At 66.7% G+C, this 16,011-nt stretch carries 15 protein-coding genes; 8 read left to right on the top strand and 7 right to left on the bottom strand.

Going from position 1 to position 16,011, the window contains the following annotated elements:
* Window positions 1-116 precede the first annotated feature (116 nt).
* Window positions 117-1,469: a PBS lyase gene (locus B4M43_RS02115; protein WP_296263723.1), complete on the top strand. Its 1,353-nt coding sequence runs from the start codon at window positions 117-119 to the stop codon at window positions 1,467-1,469.
* A gap of 40 nt (window positions 1,470-1,509) precedes the next feature.
* Here B4M43_RS02115 and B4M43_RS02110 read toward each other — a convergent pair whose 3' ends face one another.
* On the bottom strand, window positions 1,510-2,025 hold the full coding sequence (locus tag B4M43_RS02110) for a hypothetical protein (protein WP_296263721.1): 516 nt from the start codon (window positions 2,023-2,025) through the stop codon (window positions 1,510-1,512).
* Between the two features lie 188 nt (window positions 2,026-2,213).
* Between B4M43_RS02110 and B4M43_RS02105 the strand changes: the two genes are divergently transcribed.
* The 3 genes from B4M43_RS02105 (at window position 2,214) to B4M43_RS02095 (ending at window position 6,119) form a co-directional block, all read left to right on the top strand.
* Entirely contained in the window at window positions 2,214-3,272 is a 1,059-nt protein-coding gene (locus tag B4M43_RS02105; RefSeq protein ID WP_296263719.1) for a DUF1176 domain-containing protein, read from the top strand.
* A 547-nt stretch (window positions 3,273-3,819) separates the two neighbouring features.
* Window positions 3,820-5,007, top strand: coding sequence for an acyl-CoA dehydrogenase family protein (locus B4M43_RS02100; RefSeq protein WP_296263717.1), 1,188 nt, complete (start codon window positions 3,820-3,822; stop codon window positions 5,005-5,007).
* Between the two features lie 8 nt (window positions 5,008-5,015).
* Entirely contained in the window at window positions 5,016-6,119 is a 1,104-nt protein-coding gene (locus B4M43_RS02095) for a sigma-54 interaction domain-containing protein (protein WP_296263715.1), read from the top strand.
* Between the two features lie 167 nt (window positions 6,120-6,286).
* Here the strand turns inward: B4M43_RS02095 and sfnG are convergent, their stop codons facing one another.
* Window positions 6,287-7,375, bottom strand: coding sequence for a dimethylsulfone monooxygenase SfnG (gene sfnG / locus B4M43_RS02090; protein ID WP_296263713.1), 1,089 nt, complete (start codon window positions 7,373-7,375; stop codon window positions 6,287-6,289).
* A gap of 27 nt (window positions 7,376-7,402) precedes the next feature.
* A complete protein-coding gene (gene msuE / locus B4M43_RS02085; RefSeq protein ID WP_296263711.1) occupies window positions 7,403-7,966 on the bottom strand; it encodes an FMN reductase in 564 nt (187 codons plus the stop codon).
* Window positions 7,967-8,301: 335 nt separating this feature from the next.
* On the opposite strand from msuE, the gene B4M43_RS02080 reads away from it, so the two are divergent.
* Entirely contained in the window at window positions 8,302-9,540 is a 1,239-nt protein-coding gene (locus B4M43_RS02080) for an acyl-CoA dehydrogenase family protein (protein ID WP_296263710.1), read from the top strand.
* 86 nt (window positions 9,541-9,626) lie between these two features.
* Here the strand turns inward: B4M43_RS02080 and B4M43_RS02075 are convergent, their stop codons facing one another.
* From B4M43_RS02075 to B4M43_RS02065, 3 genes are all read right to left on the bottom strand, one after another.
* Window positions 9,627-11,036: an LLM class flavin-dependent oxidoreductase gene (locus B4M43_RS02075; protein ID WP_296263708.1), complete on the bottom strand. Its 1,410-nt coding sequence runs from the start codon at window positions 11,034-11,036 to the stop codon at window positions 9,627-9,629.
* A gap of 316 nt (window positions 11,037-11,352) precedes the next feature.
* Window positions 11,353-11,922: a glycoside hydrolase family 19 protein gene (locus tag B4M43_RS02070; protein ID WP_296263707.1), complete on the bottom strand. Its 570-nt coding sequence runs from the start codon at window positions 11,920-11,922 to the stop codon at window positions 11,353-11,355.
* Window positions 11,923-12,109: 187 nt separating this feature from the next.
* Window positions 12,110-12,673, bottom strand: a complete 564-nt coding sequence (locus B4M43_RS02065; protein WP_296263705.1) for a TetR/AcrR family transcriptional regulator — start codon at window positions 12,671-12,673, stop codon at window positions 12,110-12,112.
* Window positions 12,674-12,772: 99 nt separating this feature from the next.
* On the opposite strand from B4M43_RS02065, the gene B4M43_RS02060 reads away from it, so the two are divergent.
* On the top strand, window positions 12,773-13,954 hold the full coding sequence (locus B4M43_RS02060; RefSeq protein ID WP_296263703.1) for an MFS transporter: 1,182 nt from the start codon (window positions 12,773-12,775) through the stop codon (window positions 13,952-13,954).
* Window positions 13,955-14,157: 203 nt separating this feature from the next.
* Window positions 14,158-14,475 carry a hypothetical protein gene (locus B4M43_RS02055; protein WP_296263700.1) on the top strand — a complete coding sequence of 106 codons (318 nt, stop codon included), beginning with the start codon at window positions 14,158-14,160 and terminating at the stop codon, window positions 14,473-14,475.
* Between the two features lie 41 nt (window positions 14,476-14,516).
* Here B4M43_RS02055 and B4M43_RS02050 read toward each other — a convergent pair whose 3' ends face one another.
* On the bottom strand, window positions 14,517-14,960 hold the full coding sequence (locus tag B4M43_RS02050) for a winged helix-turn-helix transcriptional regulator (protein WP_296263699.1): 444 nt from the start codon (window positions 14,958-14,960) through the stop codon (window positions 14,517-14,519).
* A gap of 119 nt (window positions 14,961-15,079) precedes the next feature.
* Here B4M43_RS02050 and B4M43_RS02045 point away from each other — a divergent pair, with 119 nt between their 5' ends.
* A complete protein-coding gene (locus B4M43_RS02045; RefSeq protein WP_296263697.1) occupies window positions 15,080-15,850 on the top strand; it encodes an SDR family oxidoreductase in 771 nt (256 codons plus the stop codon).
* Window positions 15,851-16,011 lie beyond the last annotated feature (161 nt).

The raw sequence follows: 16,011 nt of genomic DNA, 5'->3' as shown, positions 1-16,011 counted from the left end.
TGGTAGGCTGGAGGGCCTTAGCCCCAAGCCTGAGATAGCGCACGTCCTGCGCCTGTCCGATCCTGGCCGTGGCCAGGCGTCACCCTTCTGAAATGCGCCAAGGAGGCACCCTGTCGATGACCCTGCGCTGCTGGCTCGACCCCTTGAAGAAACTGCTGGTGACCGCACGTGCGCCAGCGCCCTACGCCCTCCCTGACGCACCCCCTCAGGAGCCGCCGCCCATGTCCACGACTGGCAATTGGCTGGAAGCCAGCCGGCACCCCTCCGGCTATGTCCGCGAAAATGCGGTGAAAGCCCTGTCCGAACGCCCGAACGGTGAGGCGCTGGTGGCGCTGGTCGAACGGCTGAACGATTGGGTGCCGCAGGTGCGCGATGCAGCCAAAGCCGGTGTGCAGACGTACCTCAAGCGCGAGCACCTGGCTTCGCTGCTGTTCGCGCAGGGGCCGCTGATGGCGCTGGCGACACGGCAGCGGGTCGATCACAGCGCGACCCTGGCGGCCGTGCGCGCACTGCTGCAGGCGCCCGAAGCACGCGACGAAGTCCACGCAAGCTTTCTCACGCAACAGGGCAAGGCGGCGTGCTACCTGTTCGGTGTGTTGCTGGAGTCGGCCAGCGAGCCGTACGCGCTGCTGCATGAGGCCTTGGTCCATCGCGAGCCGTTGGTGCGCCTGGCAGCGGTCGACGCCTGCGCAGCGCTCGCCACCGCGCAGGCCCACCAACTGCTGCTTGGCGCCTTGCCCAAGGCGTCGGCCAAACTGCGCGTACGTCTGTTGCGGGTGGTGTTGCCCGTAGTGCCAGCCCCACAGGGCCTGCTGCAAGACGCGTTGCTGCACAGCTCAGGCGGGGTGCGCAATCTGGCGCTGTGGGCGTGTGCGCGATACGCAGTGGATGCGCCAGCCGTGCTGGCGCAACGGTTCGCAGGGCCACCGCCGGTTGCCAAGGCGCACTGGCTGGGCGTGCTAGGGCTGGCGCGCGATTTGAAGATGGAAGTACCTGGCGGGTGGTGGCACGCGGCAATGCACGCTGCGCCCTGGTCGGTGCGCCTGGCGGCGGTGCAATCGCCCGGCGAGCGCCCCCTTGCTGCGCTGCTGGAGGCGGTGGACGACCCTTCCGAGCGGGTGTTCGACGCTCTCGTCAGCCGCCTCAACGTCCTCCCCTGGGTCACGCTGGATCCCGCAGTCCGCACCCTGCTGGACCGGCAGTGGCATGTGCTCGCCCCTCCACGCCGGCAACGGGTACTGGCGCTATTGGCCGGCTGGCAGCAGCTCGGCTACCTGCTCGAGCGCTTGGCGAGCGAGCCGACACAGCGGGCGCGGTGGCTGGACACGCTTTCCGCATGGTGCGAGCGCGCATACGGGTTCAGGGACGCCGTCACGCCCCAGGCACAGCGCTCGGCGATCAAGGCGCAGTTGCAGGATCTGGTCAGGCAAGGGGCGCTGGACGAGGCGCGTGTGGCGCACCTGTACTGACTGCGCCGTCGCAGCAATCGACGCGCGCAGGCTCGCTATCTCAAGGGCAACCTAACGCATCGTCCGGATCGCAGGGCACTTGATCGAGCACTTCGCTGAGCCGGTCTACGGTAACGCGCGCGCACTGCTTGTCGGCTACCGTACGGTCCGCCGAGTCCAGGACCGCCACCCCGGCGGTGTTGACCTCGGTCTGGCCGCCATCGCCTTCGTAGCGGCTGTAGACGTTGTAGCTGTAAGTGCCCGAAGTGAACCTGATCTGCTGGTGGTCTACCTGATAGCGGGTGTAGTGGTTGGCCTTGAAATCCTTGAGCGAGTAGCCGTCGCGCGGATATTGCAGTTCCGTGTTGCCATGGCGAGCGAAGCGGTATTGCAGGCCGGTGAGCGGCCCTTGCAGGGGCTGGGCGCACAGCGCCAGGGTGCCGCCACCTTTGAGCTCGCAGGCGAACACCGGACGCGCATCGCCGCAGCTCGCGTCGGGCGCGGCCACTACGAGGGTTGGGCTGGACACCAGGTAGAGCAAAGTGCCGAAGGCGAAGTAGCTGCTCAGCGAGCGCATGTCGGGGCGTTCCTTTATGGCGATTGGGGTCGATGCAACGTTGAATGATCGCCGGGCCGGCCCCCTCATGCAGACCGATTAGCTGTGCGTTCGGGCTTTTCTATTGTGCACAGCGCCCACGGCTGGGTTTCGTCCCGTCCAATCATGCGCTAATCACACTCCCTTTCACATCCGGTCATCTGCCTGCCATGCGCCGCCTCCTCGCCCTGCTGCCCTGCCTGATCGCCTGCGCCAGCCACGCCGCCGACACCCTGCCCCTGTCGCGCGACCTCAAGGACTGGAACGTCACCTGCGACAACCTGCGGACCTGCACCGCCGTGTCCACCCGGCCCGCCAGCGCCGAAGCCGATGCGCTGTCCTTTCCGTTGCGCATCGTCCGCGAAGCCGGCCCGGACGGCGTACTGCGGGTCAGTGTGTTCAGCTACAACGCGATCTACGGCGATCCGTCGATCGACGCCAAGCCCGCGTCCCTCCCCCTGCGGTCGCACCAAGGCTCGGCCGACGACGTATCGGAAGTGCCCGAGCTGCGCAGCGCCACCGGCGACGATGCGCTCACGTTCATCAAGGCCTTGCGCAACGCGCACGGGCTGGCGTTCGACACCCCGGACGGACCGACCTCTGCGTCGCTGAACGGCATGCGCGCAGCCCTCTTGCTGATCGACGACATACAGGGCCGAGTGGGCACCGTCACCGCCCTCGCCAACCCGGGCGACGCGCCGGCCAGCAGCGTGCCTGCGGCACCAGCGCCCCCCGTGATACCGGCTTGGAGCGCGCCCACCGCGCTGGACGAAGCGCAGGCCAAGCAGGTGCTGAAGACGGCGATGGCCGCCACGCGCGCGCACTGGCAACAAGACCTGGTGGACGGCGACGAGCCCAAGGGCGAAGTGCATGCGCTGACCGCGCGTGAGGCGCTGCTCATCGTGCGCGCCGGATGCGGCGCCTACAACTGCACCTACAGCCTGTACCTGACGCCGCTGGCCCACCCCGAGCAGGCACATGCCGCGCCGTTCGAACGCGTCGCCAACCTGCCCGACCTCGCGCCCAACGGCAGCGTGGCGTTCGACCCGGCGACAGGCGAGCTGACGAGCCTGGCCCTGGCCTCGGGCATGGGCGGCTGCGGCGTCGCGGCACGCTGGCGCTACGACGGCGCTCGCTTCGTGCTGAGCCGCGCAGCGCAGATGTCCGCCTGCGCGGGGCTGAACGAGCGGGACTGGCCCGTGCTGTGGCAAAGCGCAACGAAGCGGTGAGATGCTCGCCAATGACGGGCATAGGTCGCGAATCTACCTGTGCCTGTCGGCATGTCTAAGCGGACAACTGTTGCACGGGCAACACCGCAATGGCTTTTTTATTCTTTAAAGACATATAAATAGGATTTTTTATTATTTTTTAAATATTCCTCATGCCTCTATAAAGTCCCGACACCCACTGTGTTGCGGTTCGCCGATGTACCACGTCCCAAATTCATCCCCTGTGCCCCGCCGTGTAATGGGTGAGCCGTTGCCCAACAGCACACAGTCGCTCACTGCCCATTCGCCAACACTTGGGCCGTCGTCGCTGCAGCAACGCGAATTCCACGCCAGCCAACCCGACGACATCGCCCTCGGTACGCAGCCAACCAAGCGATACCCCACGCACTTCACCCTCCCGCAGGGAAATCCCGCATGAACAGCTCGTCACAGCACCCCACCGCTCGCCCTTCGCCCCCCTGGCGCCGTCCCCGCACGCCGCAGTGCGCGAAGCACACATGAGCACCATTGGCCATTGCCAGGACGCCCCACCCGCGAAGGACATCGCATGAAGACCCACACCCAGCCCACCGTGCTCGACCCGATGCAGACCGCGCGCCGCCTGGCCGCAACCTTCGCCGAAACCGCCGTGGAGCGCGACGAAGCGGGCGGCACGCCCAAGGCGCAGCGCGACGCCATCCGCCACAGCGGCCTGCTGGCACTGAGCATTCCCACCCGCTTCGGTGGGTTGGGCGCCAGCTGGAGCGAAACCCTGGGCGTGGTGCGCGAATTCGCCAAAGTGGACAGCTCGGTCGCCCACGTCTTCGGCTTCCACCACCTGATGCTGGCCACCGTGCGCCTGTTCTCGCGCCCCGACCAGTGGCAGCCCTGGTTCGAACAGTCCGCCCGCCAGCACTGGTTCTGGGGCAACGCCCTCAACCCGCTGGACACCCGCACGGTGCTCAAGCGCTTCGACGGCTGGTACGAATTCTCCGGCAAGAAAAGCTTCTGCTCCGGGGCCAGCGACTCACAGATGCTGATCGCCTCGGCAGTGGACGAGAGCGCCGGCGGCAAGTTGCTGATCGCCGCCATCCCCACGGGCCGCACCGGCATCACCCTGCACGGGGACTGGAACAACATCGGCCAGCGCCAGACCGACAGCGGCAGCGCCACTTTCGAGCGGGTGCGGGTGGAAGAAAACGAAATGCTCCTCGACCCGGGCCCTTTGAGCACGCCTTTCGCCGGCCTGCGCCCGCTGATCGCGCAGCTGCATTTTGCGCACATCTTCCTCGGCATCACCGAAGGGGCGTTGGAAGAAGCGCGGCAATACACCCTCAAGGAAGGCCGCCCGTGGTTCCGTTCCAACGCCCGGCACGCCAGCGAAGACCCGTACATCCTGCGCCACTACGGGGAATTCTGGGTGGCCCTGGAAGGCGTGCGCTTGCTGGTGGAACGCGCCGCCGCCCTGCTCGACCAGGCCTGGCACAAGGAGCAGGCGCTGGGCGTCGAAGAGCGCGCGCAAGTGGCGCTGGCCATCGCCACGGCCAAGGTCGCGGCGGCGCGCACCGGGCTGGACATCTGCAACCGCCTGTTCGAGGTCACCGGCGCCCGCGCCACCCACGCCTCGCTGCGCCTGGACCGCTACTGGCGCAACCTGCGCACCCAGAGCCTGCACGACCCGCTGGATTACAAGCTCCACGAGCTGGGCGACTGGGCGCTGAACCAGACACGGCCTACCCCTTCCTTCTACTCATAGGGATTCCCATGCAACTGCTGACCCTGCCCCCGTCCCCCTCCCTGGCCACCTCGATCCGGGCCACCGCACAGGTGTTCGAAGACCCGCGCTCGCAGGCGCTGCTCGCCCATCTGCAACAGGTCGCCCCCAGCGAGGCCAGTGTTCTGATCATCGGCGAGACCGGCACAGGCAAGGAGCTGGTGGCACGCCACATCCACAACCTGAGCGCGCGGCGCAACGGGCCGTTCATTGCGGTCAACTGCGGTGCGTTTTCCGAGTCGCTGGTCGAGGCCGAACTGTTCGGCCATGAGAAAGGCGCCTTCACCGGCGCGCTGGGGTCCAAAGCCGGCTGGTTCGAAGAGGCCAACGGCGGCACGTTGTTCCTCGACGAGATCGGCGATCTGCCCATGGCCATCCAGGTCAAGCTGCTGCGCGTGCTACAGGAGCGCGAAGTGGTGCGCCTGGGCTCGCGCAAGAGCTTGCCCATCGACGTGCGCGTAGTCGCCGCCACCAACGTGCAACTGGACAAGGCCATCGGCGCCGGCAACTTCCGCGAAGACCTCTACTACCGCTTAAATGTGGTCAGCCTGCAGCTCTACCCACTGCGCGAACGACCGGGCGACATCCTGCCGCTGACCCGCCACTTCATCAAAACCTACTGCAACCGCCTGGGCTACGGCGACGTGCGCCTGAGCGGCGAGGCAGAGCGCAAGCTGCTGAGCTACGACTGGCCGGGCAACATCCGCGAACTGGAGAACGTGATCCACCACACCCTGCTGGTGTGCCGCAACGGCCTGGTGCAGGCCGACGACCTGCGTCTGTCGCACCTGCGCATCGAGCGCCAGGCCCAGGCTGCGGCGGCCCCTGCGGAAAACGCCGAAGAGCAGTTGCTGCGTGCCTTCCAGCGGCTGTTCGAAGAACAGGCTGGCGGTTTGCACGAGAAAGTCGAAGACAGCCTGCTGCGCAGCGCCTACCGCTTCTGCCACTGCAATCAGGTGCACACCGCCAGCTTGCTGGGCCTGAGCCGCAACATCACCCGCGCGCGGCTGATCGCCATCGGCGAGCTGGTGGTCAACCGCCGTCGCGTGCAGGACCAGGCGCATTCGGAACGGGCCTTGCAGCTGTCAATATGAACGTGCCGATGTGAACGTGCCGAAACGGGCGTGTCGGTATGAACACAGCCCCCGGCCGCTGAGCAGGCCCGGAGCGCTGGGCGCCGAGCCGGAGCGTCAAGCAGGCGGGCTACCGTGCCGCAGGCCAGCCCGCCGCTGTCGCCACGCTCCATGCAGGCCTGCTTGCGTCACGCCGCCTGGGTGACGGCCTGGGCCTGCTCCAGCTCGCGCACCAGCGGCAGCACGTGCTCGCCGAAGTACGCCACTTCCTCCTGAAAATGCAGGAAGCCCGACAGGATCAGGTCCACACCCACGGCTTTGAGCGCGACGATGCGCTCGGCGATCTGCCGTGGCGTGCCGATCAGGTTGGTCTTGAAGCCGTCGTTGTATTGCACCAGGTCTTCGAACGTCGATTTAGCCCAGTTGCCTTCGCCCTCCGGGCTGGAAGCGCCGGCGTTCTTCGCTTCGCTGCCAAAACCGTTGACCGCCTCGGGGTCGGCCTTGGCGATGATCTCGGCCAGCACCGCCCGCGCTTCCTCTTCGCTGTCGCGGGCGATGATGAAGGCGTTCACTCCCACCTTCACCGAGTGGCCGTTGGCGGCGGCCTTGGCCCGCAGGTCGTCGACCTGGGCCTTGATCCCTTCGACGCTGTTGCCGTTGGTGAAGTACCAGTCAGACACCCGCGAAGCCATGTCGCGCGCGGCGCGCGAGCTGCCGCCCTGGAAGATTTCCGGGTGCGGGCGCTGCACCGGCTTGGGCTTGAGGGTGTAGTCGTTGAAGCGGTAGAAGTCGCCGTGGAAGCTGAAGTTGTCCTGGGTCCAGATGCCCTTGAGGGCGCGGATGAACTCTTCGGAACGGCGGTAGCGCTCGTCGTGGTCCAGCCACGGCTCGCCGATGGCGCGGAACTCGCCCTTGAACCAGCCGGACACTACGTTGACGGCCACGCGCCCGGCGGTGAACTGGTCGATGGTCGCCAACTGCTTGGCGGCCAGGGCCGGGCTCCAGGGACCGGGCAGGATCGCGGCGATGACCTTGAGCCTCTCGGTGGCGGCCAGCAGCGCGTGGCTGATGGTCACCGACTCGTGCTGGTTGTCGGCGCCATAGCCTGCGGTGAAGCGGATCTGCGACAGGGCGTAGTCGAAGCCCGCCCGTTCGGCGATCTGCGCCAGCTTGCGGTTGTAGTCGATGTCCCAGCTGGTGCGCTGTTCGATCTTGCTGACCACCAGGCCGCCGCTGACGTTGGGCACCCAGTAGGCGAATCTGATCGCTTGGCTCATGAGGAAGTCTCCTGTCACTCGGTAGGGTCAGGCCGCGCTGGCGACCGGAAGGGGAAAGAACGCCTCGACGGTATCGAGCACCCGCTCGATGCGTTCGAACTGTGCGGAATCGACCAGGCGGTGCTGGTCGTCGAAGACCTCGACGCTGGCGTACAGGCCGTAGGGCAAGGTGTGGGCCTGGAAGAAGGCGAACAGCGGGCGCAACTGGTGGTCGACCATCAGCGCATGGCGTTCGCTGCCGCCGGTGGCGGCCAGCACCACCGGCACGCCTTTGAGCGACTGGTGGTCGACCAGGTCGAACAGGTGCTTGAACAGGCCGGTGTACGAAGCGCGGTAGACCGGCGAGCCGACCAGCAGCAGGTCGGCCTGCTCGATGGCTTGCAGGTGCGGCTGCAACGCCGGGGCGGCGCGGTCCCGCTCCAGGGAACCGGCCAGGCTGGCGGACAGTTCGGCGATGCGCACCCAGTGCACCGTCAGGTGCGTGCGCCTGCCGCGCAATCGCTGCACCAGCGCCTCGAGCAGCCCGTGGGTGCGCGACGGCGAGCGCAGGCTGCCTGACACCACCACGACCTTGATTGCGTTTGTGCTCATGCGTGCTCCTCCTGCCCTTGGGGGTTGTGCGAAGAGCAGGAGCAGCAACCGTGCCAAGCGCTTTAATTCTTTTTAATCAATGACTTACGAAAGGTAGCAACGCGCCCACTGCTTCGTGGGCCGCAGACTGTCGAAGCGCTGACCGCCGAGCAACAGCAAAACGACGCTGCGCTACTGTCCCGCCACCAACACCCGTTCAACAGGTTGTTGGAGGCGCCACAGCAGGCACTCCCCGAAAATATACAACGCGCTGATTCATAAGGACTTTTCTGGAGAGGCATGGAGATTGCGAAGCAGTTGCCGTCTGCATTCGCATCCATTCGAGGAATACCGCGATGACCGCTCAAGCACACGTCCCCCATCTGTCCACCGGCACCGACTACCACACCCTTGCCGCACGCTTTCGACCGCTGTTCGCACGCATCGCCGAAGGCAGCCTCGAGCGCGAGCGCACACGCACCCTGCCCTTCGAGCCGATCCGCTGGCTCAAGGAGGCCGGCTTTGGCGCCGTGCGCGTGCCCGTGGAGCACCGCGGTGCCGGTGCTTCGCTAGGTCAGCTGTTCCAGTTGCTGATCGAGCTGGCCGAAGCCGATTCCAACCTGCCACAAGCCCTGCGCGGGCACTTCGCCTTCGTCGAAGACCGTCTCAACGCCCACGCCAGCACCGCCCAGGACGTGTGGTTCGAACGTTTCGTCGCGGGCGACCTGGTGGGCTGCGCCTGGACCGAAATCGGCGCGGTGAAGATTGGCGACGTCATCACCCGGGTATCGCGCCAGGGCGAGCAATGGGTGGTCAACGGCACCAAGTACTACAGCACCGGCAGTATCTTCTCGGACTGGATCGACCTCTTCGCCCGTCGCGACGACACCGGCGCCGACGTGATCGCTGCGGTCCGCGCGCACCAGCCAGGTATCACCTTGAGCGACGACTGGGACGGCTTCGGTCAGCGCACCACCGGTAGCGGCACGTCGGTACTGACCAACGCCGTGGTGGAGGAAGCCAACATCATCGACTTCTCTACCCGCTTCAAATACCAGACCGCGTTTTACCAACTGGTGCTGCTGGCGGTCATCGTCGGCTCGGGGCGTGCGGCGGTGCGCGACTTCAGCACCGAAACCCGCACCCGCAAGCGCGTGTTCAGCCATGGCAACGCCGAGGCGGTGAGCCAGGACGCCCAGGTGTTGCAGGTGATCGGCAAGGCCAGCGGTCTGGTGTATGCCGCCGAGGCCGCCACGCTGCGCGCCGCCGAGGCCTTGCAGCAGGCGTACCTGGCGCGCCTGGGCCACGATGCAGCGGCCGAGCGGCAGGCCAACGTCACCGCCGAACTGGAATCGGCACAGGCCCAGGTGGCGGTCGTGGACTTGGTGCTGCGCGCCACCAGCGACCTGTTCAACGCGCTGGGCGCCTCGACCACCAGCACCGGCAAGCAGCTCGACCGCCATTGGCGCAATGCGCGCACTGCGGCGTCGCACAACCCGGTGATCTACAAGGAACGCATCGTCGGCGACTGGCACGTCAACGGTGCCGAGCCGCCGTACGTGTGGCAGATCGGTGGGGGTGCCAAGCAGGGGTGAGGCGGCAGGCTTCGATCGGCTTCAGGCGGTTCGGAGCACTGTCGTGAACAGGGCGGCTTTGCCGCCCATCGCGGATGCGCTCCGGCTCAGGCCGGCTCGGCCTGGCTGGGGCGGGTGGCGGCACGGTGCCGGCCGAGGTCGCGATAGCCGGCCGCCGGGTGGCTATCGGGCAGGCGCGGGCCGTCGCCGAACAGCTTCTCGCGCAGGGTGCCGGCGCAGTATTCGGTCTTGTACACGCCACGTTTCTGCAACTCGGGCACCAGCAGCTCGACCACGTCGCGGAAGGTTTCGTGGGCCAGGGCATAGGCGAAGTTGAAACCGTCTACGTCGGTGTCCTCGACCCAGGCTTGCAACTCGTCGGCCACGGTCTGCGGACTGCCGACGATGAGCGGGCCGAAGCCGCCGATGCCGACCCAGTCGGCCAGTTCCTGTACCGTCCACTGCTTGTCCGGGTCGGCCGTGGAAAAGGTTTCCACCGCCGACTGGATGGCGTTGGTGTGGATGTGCTTGAGCACCTGGTCGGGCCGGTACTGCGCGAAGTCGATGCCGGTCCAGCCGGAGATCAGCGCCAGCGCGCCTTCGTAGCTGCTGTAGCCCTTCAACTCCTGCCACTTGGCCTGGGCCTTGGCGTCGGTCTCGTCGACGATCACCGTTTGCAGGTTGAAGATCAGCACCTTGCGCGGATCGCGCCCGGCCTCGGTGGCGCGGCGACGAATGTCGGCCACGGTCTTTTTCAATGTCACTTTCGAAGGCGCGGCGACGAACACGCATTCGGCGTGGCCGGCGGCGAAATCCTTGCCGCGGCTGGAGGCGCCGGCCTGGTACAGCACGGGGGTGCGTTGCGGCGACGGCTCGCACAAGTGTATGCCGGGCACCTGGAAGTGCTTGCCGTGGTGGCGGATCTCGTGGACCTTGCTCGGGTCGCTGAAAAGGCCGCGCTCGCGGTCGCGCAGCACCGCGCCCTCCTCCCAACTGCCCTCGAACAGCTTGTACAGGACTTCCAGGTACTCGTCGGCGAAGTCATAGCGTGCGTCGTGGTCGCTCAGGGCCTTCTGTCCGAGGTTGCGCGCGCCGCTGTCGAGGTAGGAAGTGACGATGTTCCAGCCGATGCGGCCCTTGGTCAGGTGGTCCAGGGTCGACAGGCGGCGGGCGAAGGGGTACGGGTGCTCGAAGGTCAGCGAGGCGGTGAGGCCGAAGCCCAGGTGCTCGGTCACCAGCGCCATGGGCGTGATCAGCGCCAGCGGGTCGTTGACCGGCACCTGGGTGGCCTGGCGAATGGCGGCGTCGCCATTGCCGCCGAGCACGTCGTAGATACCGATCACGTCGGCGATGAACAGACCGTCGAACTTGCCGCGTTCGAGGAGCTTGGCCAGGTCGGTCCAGTAGTCGAGGTCCTTGTACTGCCAGGCGCGGTCCTTGGGGTGGCGCCACAGGCCGGGCGACTGGTGGCCCACGCAGTTCATCTCGAAGGCGTTCAAACGGATTTCGCGAGGCATGGCAGCTCCTGGTCGGTTAGCCGGGCACCCATGGTGGGTGCGGGTGCAAGGCTTGCAACAGGATTCGTGCCAGGTGGAATAGCGCTATGAATCAATGACTTGGATTTTTTTCGAACAGTATGGATGCCGTTTTAGGCACAACGTTGTTGATCGACTGTTCGGCGGACAACAGTGACTCGGTTGCAATATGTGTCTACAGCAGGGGTTTCCCACGCGCGCCGGGGCGGCCGAAGGCCGGACCGCCTGCTGACCGCGCTGGTGGATACCGCTCGCCAGGACGCCCCACGGGCGGCCTGTGCGCGAGCGGTGGGCGGCATCAACCCAGCACGTCTAGCGCCCGCCGGTACAACGCCTGGCGGTCCGCCAGGCCATTGATGCCGCCGTTGATCTTGCGGGTGATCTTCTCGAACACGGTATCTTCAGCACAGGTCACCTGGTCGGCCAGGTCGTTGAGCCCGGCACGGTGCCAGAACCAGCCGGCCGACAGCGCGGCGTACAGCGGTTGCTCCAGCGCGTCGGGGGTCTCGAGCAGACGCCCGTCGCCGAACAGGGCTTGGCTACAGGCCTGGTAATTGGCGCGGCCGGTGACCTGGATCAGCCCGCGACCTCGGTACAGTTGCCCGTCGCCGTCGGCCTCGGGGGTATTGCCCAGGCGCTCGGCCAGGCGACCAGTGTCGTACTTGGCACAATAGGCGTCGTTGCCCAGTTCGCGCACGTAGCGCAGTTGCCCGGACTCGTGCCCGACCTGGGCGAGAAAGGCGGCGATGCGCAGGGGTGTGGTGATGGAATAGGTGCCTAGCGTGGTGTCTATGCCAGACACGAAAACGCCGGCGCGGGGGCCGGCGTTGGGGAGGATGCGTTGCAATTGCCGTTCGGTGATGTGCATGGGCTGTGCTCCAGTCGAGAGACGATGGGTGCTTGGCATGGACGGCGGTTCTGCCGTTTGCCGCACTCGACTGTAAGGACGCAGGTATCACGCAGTGGCTAGATATGTATGCGCCTCAACCCAAGGTGCGACAGGACGGCAGCGGAGCCTTGGCATGTGATGGCCCCGCCCCTGCGCAAGGCCTGCCTCAGGCACCACGCGCACTTGCCAGCACCTGGTCGAGCAACTGCCGCTGAAGCTCGACATCGGGCCGCTCACCGCCGAACAGCGTTCTGAAGATCAGCGGCGCCACCAGCCCGTCCATGAGCGTGTTGATCGGCGGCGTAGGCTCGTTGCGCACCAGGGCGCGTTCGCGCAGCATCTCGAGGCGCTCGCGCGTGGGCTCGGTGCAACGCACGGTGCAGCCCACTTCGGTGGCCATGATCGCGTCGCGGAGCATGGTCTGGCCGGGCAACGACACCAGGTCGTCGACATAGCGTTCCAGCCAGCAGGCCAGGTCGCCTGCCAGGCTGCCGGTGTCTTCGGGCGGCTCGTCGGGTTGGAGGCGTTGCAGGTCGACGTCGGCCAGCAGGTTGGACAGCTTGCCCCAGCGGCGGTAGAGGGTCGAAGGGGTGACACCGGCGCGCGCCGCGATCAGCGGAACGGTCAGCGAATCGCGCGGTTGCTCGTCGAGCAGCGCCTGGACGGCATCGTGGATGGCCTGCTGCACCCGGGCGCTACGGCCACCGGGTCGGGAGTGTTTGATGGTCATGGCGCGCATCATAACCGAATACAAAAGCTAAGAAATTGCTTTTATGAAAAGCTCGCTATAAGCTCTAACGCAATTAATTAGCTTTAGTGAGCCCTGACTTTGAAACCTTCTCCATTCGGCATCCAGGCCCGCCTGGGCGTGTTCGGTGCCCTGCTCTTCACCTTCATGGCCGCCTCCAGCGCGCCGACGCCGCTGTACGCCAGCTACCAGCAGGCCTGGGGGTTCTCCACCTTCTGGCTGACCTGGGTCTTCGCCATCTACGCCTTCGGACTGCTTGCCGCGCTGTTGGTCGGCGGTCGTCTGTCAGATCACTTGGGGCGGCGCTCGGTGGTGCTGGGCGCCGTGCTGATGGAGATCGGTTCGCTGCTGCTGTTCCACCAGGCCCACGGGCTCAACGACTTGATCGCTGCCAGGGCCGTGCAAGGGGTCGCGACCGGTCTTGCCACCAGCGCCTTGGGCGCGGCGCTGTTGGACAGCGATCAGCAGCGCGGCCCTTGGCTCAACAGCCTTTCCCCTTTGCTCGGCATGGCCGCCGGCGCAGTGGGTTGCGGCCTGCTGGTCACCTATGCGCCGCTGCCGTTGCAGCTGACCTATAAGGTGTTTCTCGGCACGTTCGGGCTGCTTGCCCTGTGCCTGCTCGGCGTTCCGGACCTGTTGCCGCGCCGGCCCGGCACCCTGGCGGCGCTGCGACCGCGACTGTCGGTGCCGCCCCAGGCCCGCGCCATGCTCTGGCGCGTGTTGCCGCTGGAATTGGCCGTGTGGGCCACGGGCGGGTTCTATCTGTCGCTGATGCCGGGCCTGGCCAAGGCGGTGACCGGCACGACCTCGGTGCTGCTGGGCGCCGTGGCGGTGGCGGGCCTGACCCTCAGCGGTGCCGCTTGCCTGCACGGACTGCGGCACTGGCCCGCCGAGCGCTTGCTGCGACTGGGCAGCCTGGCCTTGGCGGCGGGGCCGATCTTGCTGTGGCTGGCGGTGCTCAGTGGGCAACTGACGCTGTTGATGGTCGGCACGGTGGTGACCGGCATCGGCTTTGGCAGCGGCTTTCTGGGCGCCACGCGCAGCCTGCTGCCCCTGGCCGAGCCTGACCAGCGCGCAGGCTTGCTGGCGGCCTTCTATGTGCTCAGCTACCTGGCGTTCTGCGTGCCGGTGCTGTTGGTCAGTGTGCTGGTGCCGCGGTTGGGGCTGGTGGGCGCTGCGCAGCTTTACCTGGCCGGGCTGCTCGGGTTGGCGCTGCTCAGTGGCTGGAAGCTGAGGGCACGGCCCTGCGCGCAGGCGTGCTGAGAGGCTCGGCAAGCAGCATTCGGTGGGCCGCCAGTGGGCCGTGACCCGACGTGGAGGTACGCCGATGGGCGGCGCTGGCATTACGCTCGGCGAATGCCTATAAGGGCGCTGCGCCATGACCCGGCACTGGCGGCGGTCGTGACCCACTGCTCGCCACCCAGCCCAACCGATACAGCCACGCCCCCTTTCTACAGGACCGCACCATGCTCAAAGCGCTCATGCCCGCTACCCTGTTCACCCTCTGCTGCCTGGCCCTCCCCGCCTGCACGCACGACGCGCCGCAGAGCGACAGCGACTACCTGCAAGAGCGGGCCGCGTCGCTCAACCTGTGGATCGACAAGCAGGCGCAAGCCAAGGCCCTGTCCCCGCAACAGGCCGAGCGACTGCACGTTTCGGTAGGCGAGGTGCAGACCCGTGCGGGCAATCTGCAAGCGCGCAACGGTACGATCACGCGGACCGAGGCCGATGCCTTGAACCAGACGCTGACGGACGTCGAACGGGAGTTACGCGGCGAAGACTGAATTCGCCTGGACTGGCTCACGCCAAGCGCGGGTCGAGGGGCCTATACCGCCGCCCCGTCGTCCTGCGCCTTGGCCTGCGCCTCGTAGGCCGCCCGCGACGCCTCGATCGTCTGGCGATGGCGTTCGGCCCACAACCACACGCCGCAAAACGCCTCGCCCAGGCTCATGCCCATTTCCGTCAGGCGGTATTCCACCTTCGGCGGCACCACCGGATAGACGGTACGCACCAGCAGCCCATCGGCCTCCATCTGCCGTACGGTCTTGGTCAGCATCTTCTGGCTGACGTTGCCGACCTGCGCCGCCAGTTGGGTGAAGCGCAGGCAGCCCCGTTCGGCGAGCGCCTCGATCACCAGCATCGTCCACTTGTCGGCGACCCGGCCGATGATCTCGCGTACCAGGCGGTCCAGTTCCGGGTCGACCTTGTCGTCGCCGTGGGGCCAGGTGGGGCTGCGCCGGGCGGGCTGGGTGGGATCGTCGATGGCCATGGTTTCCTCGGGGTAAGTACGGCACTTTCCGGCGCCTACTTCCGCACGGCGCGCCAGCGGCCTAGGGTAATGCATGTCGCTTGACGACGAGCGACCCACTCCACATCGCGAGGCTCGACATGCACACCACAGGCAATACCCTTCTGGTCACAGGCGGCGGCAGCGGCATCGGCCTGGAACTGGCGAAAGCCTTCCTGGCACGGGGCAACGAGGTGATCATCGCCGGGCGCCGCGAAGCGCTGCTGCAGCGCGAGGTCGCGGCCAACCCCGGCCTGCGCTACCAAGTACTCGACGTCAGCGACGCACACGACACCCAACGCGTGGCCGAACGTCTGATCGCCGACTACCCTCGGCTCAACACCGTCATCCACGCCGCCGGCATCATGCGCGGCGAATCGCTGACCGCAGGCGGCGCCAGCGAACTGGAGGCCACGGTGGCCACCAACCTCCTAGGGCCGATCCGCCTGGATAGCTGGCTGCTGCCGCACTTTCTCAAGCAGCCCCACGCCGCCATCGTCACGGTGTCGTCGGGGCTGGCCTTCCTGCCCCTGGCACTGACGCCGAGCTACTGCGCGACCAAGGCGGCCGTGCATTCCTACAGCCAGTCGCTGCGCTACCAACTCAAGGACACCGCCGTGCGCGTGCACGAACTGGCACCGCCCTACGTGCAGACCGAACTGATGGGCGAACGCCAGGCCAACGACCCGCAGGCCATGCCGCTGCGCGAGTTCATCGACGAGGTGATGGGCATCTTCCAGCACGCGCCCGAAGCGGACGAAATTCTGGTGGAGCGGGTCAAGCCATTGCGCTACGCCGAGCGGGGGGACGATTACCCGGCGTTCTTCGAACGCTTCAACGACCAGATGGCCGCAGCGCGCCAGGGCGGGTGACCTGGCAGGCCGAGCGTGAGCGCGATGAAACCCTGGTGGGACAGGTCAAGCCGTTGTGCTTCGCCGAGCGTGGTGGCGATTACCCGGCCGTCTTCGGACGCTTCAACGACCCAGTGGCCGCAGCATGTCAGGGTGAAGGTAATGGGGGAGAAAACGGCGCG

The sequence above is a fragment of the Pseudomonas sp. UBA6562 genome (assembly GCF_002434265.1).
In the GTDB taxonomy this organism is placed as follows: Bacteria; Pseudomonadota; Gammaproteobacteria; order Pseudomonadales; family Pseudomonadaceae; genus Aquipseudomonas.
This window is presented reverse-complemented; position numbering and strand designations above follow the sequence as displayed.

Excerpts from the sequence above, each read along its gene's own strand:
- B4M43_RS02115 (WP_296263723.1), top strand. The coding sequence starts at position 117 with ATGACCCTGCGCTGCTGGCTCGACCCCTTGAAGAAACTGCTGGTGACC.
- B4M43_RS02110 (WP_296263721.1), bottom strand. The coding sequence starts at position 2,025 with ATGCGCTCGCTGAGCAGCTACTTCGCCTTCGGCACTTTGCTCTACCTG.
- B4M43_RS02105 (WP_296263719.1), top strand. The coding sequence starts at position 2,214 with ATGCGCCGCCTCCTCGCCCTGCTGCCCTGCCTGATCGCCTGCGCCAGC.
- B4M43_RS02100 (WP_296263717.1), top strand. The coding sequence starts at position 3,820 with ATGAAGACCCACACCCAGCCCACCGTGCTCGACCCGATGCAGACCGCG.
- B4M43_RS02095 (WP_296263715.1), top strand. The coding sequence starts at position 5,016 with ATGCAACTGCTGACCCTGCCCCCGTCCCCCTCCCTGGCCACCTCGATC.
- sfnG (WP_296263713.1), bottom strand. The coding sequence starts at position 7,375 with ATGAGCCAAGCGATCAGATTCGCCTACTGGGTGCCCAACGTCAGCGGC.
- msuE (WP_296263711.1), bottom strand. The coding sequence starts at position 7,966 with ATGAGCACAAACGCAATCAAGGTCGTGGTGGTGTCAGGCAGCCTGCGC.
- B4M43_RS02080 (WP_296263710.1), top strand. The coding sequence starts at position 8,302 with ATGACCGCTCAAGCACACGTCCCCCATCTGTCCACCGGCACCGACTAC.
- B4M43_RS02075 (WP_296263708.1), bottom strand. The coding sequence starts at position 11,036 with ATGCCTCGCGAAATCCGTTTGAACGCCTTCGAGATGAACTGCGTGGGC.
- B4M43_RS02070 (WP_296263707.1), bottom strand. The coding sequence starts at position 11,922 with ATGCACATCACCGAACGGCAATTGCAACGCATCCTCCCCAACGCCGGC.
- B4M43_RS02065 (WP_296263705.1), bottom strand. The coding sequence starts at position 12,673 with ATGACCATCAAACACTCCCGACCCGGTGGCCGTAGCGCCCGGGTGCAG.
- B4M43_RS02055 (WP_296263700.1), top strand. The coding sequence starts at position 14,158 with ATGCTCAAAGCGCTCATGCCCGCTACCCTGTTCACCCTCTGCTGCCTG.
- B4M43_RS02050 (WP_296263699.1), bottom strand. The coding sequence starts at position 14,960 with ATGGCCATCGACGATCCCACCCAGCCCGCCCGGCGCAGCCCCACCTGG.
- B4M43_RS02045 (WP_296263697.1), top strand. The coding sequence starts at position 15,080 with ATGCACACCACAGGCAATACCCTTCTGGTCACAGGCGGCGGCAGCGGC.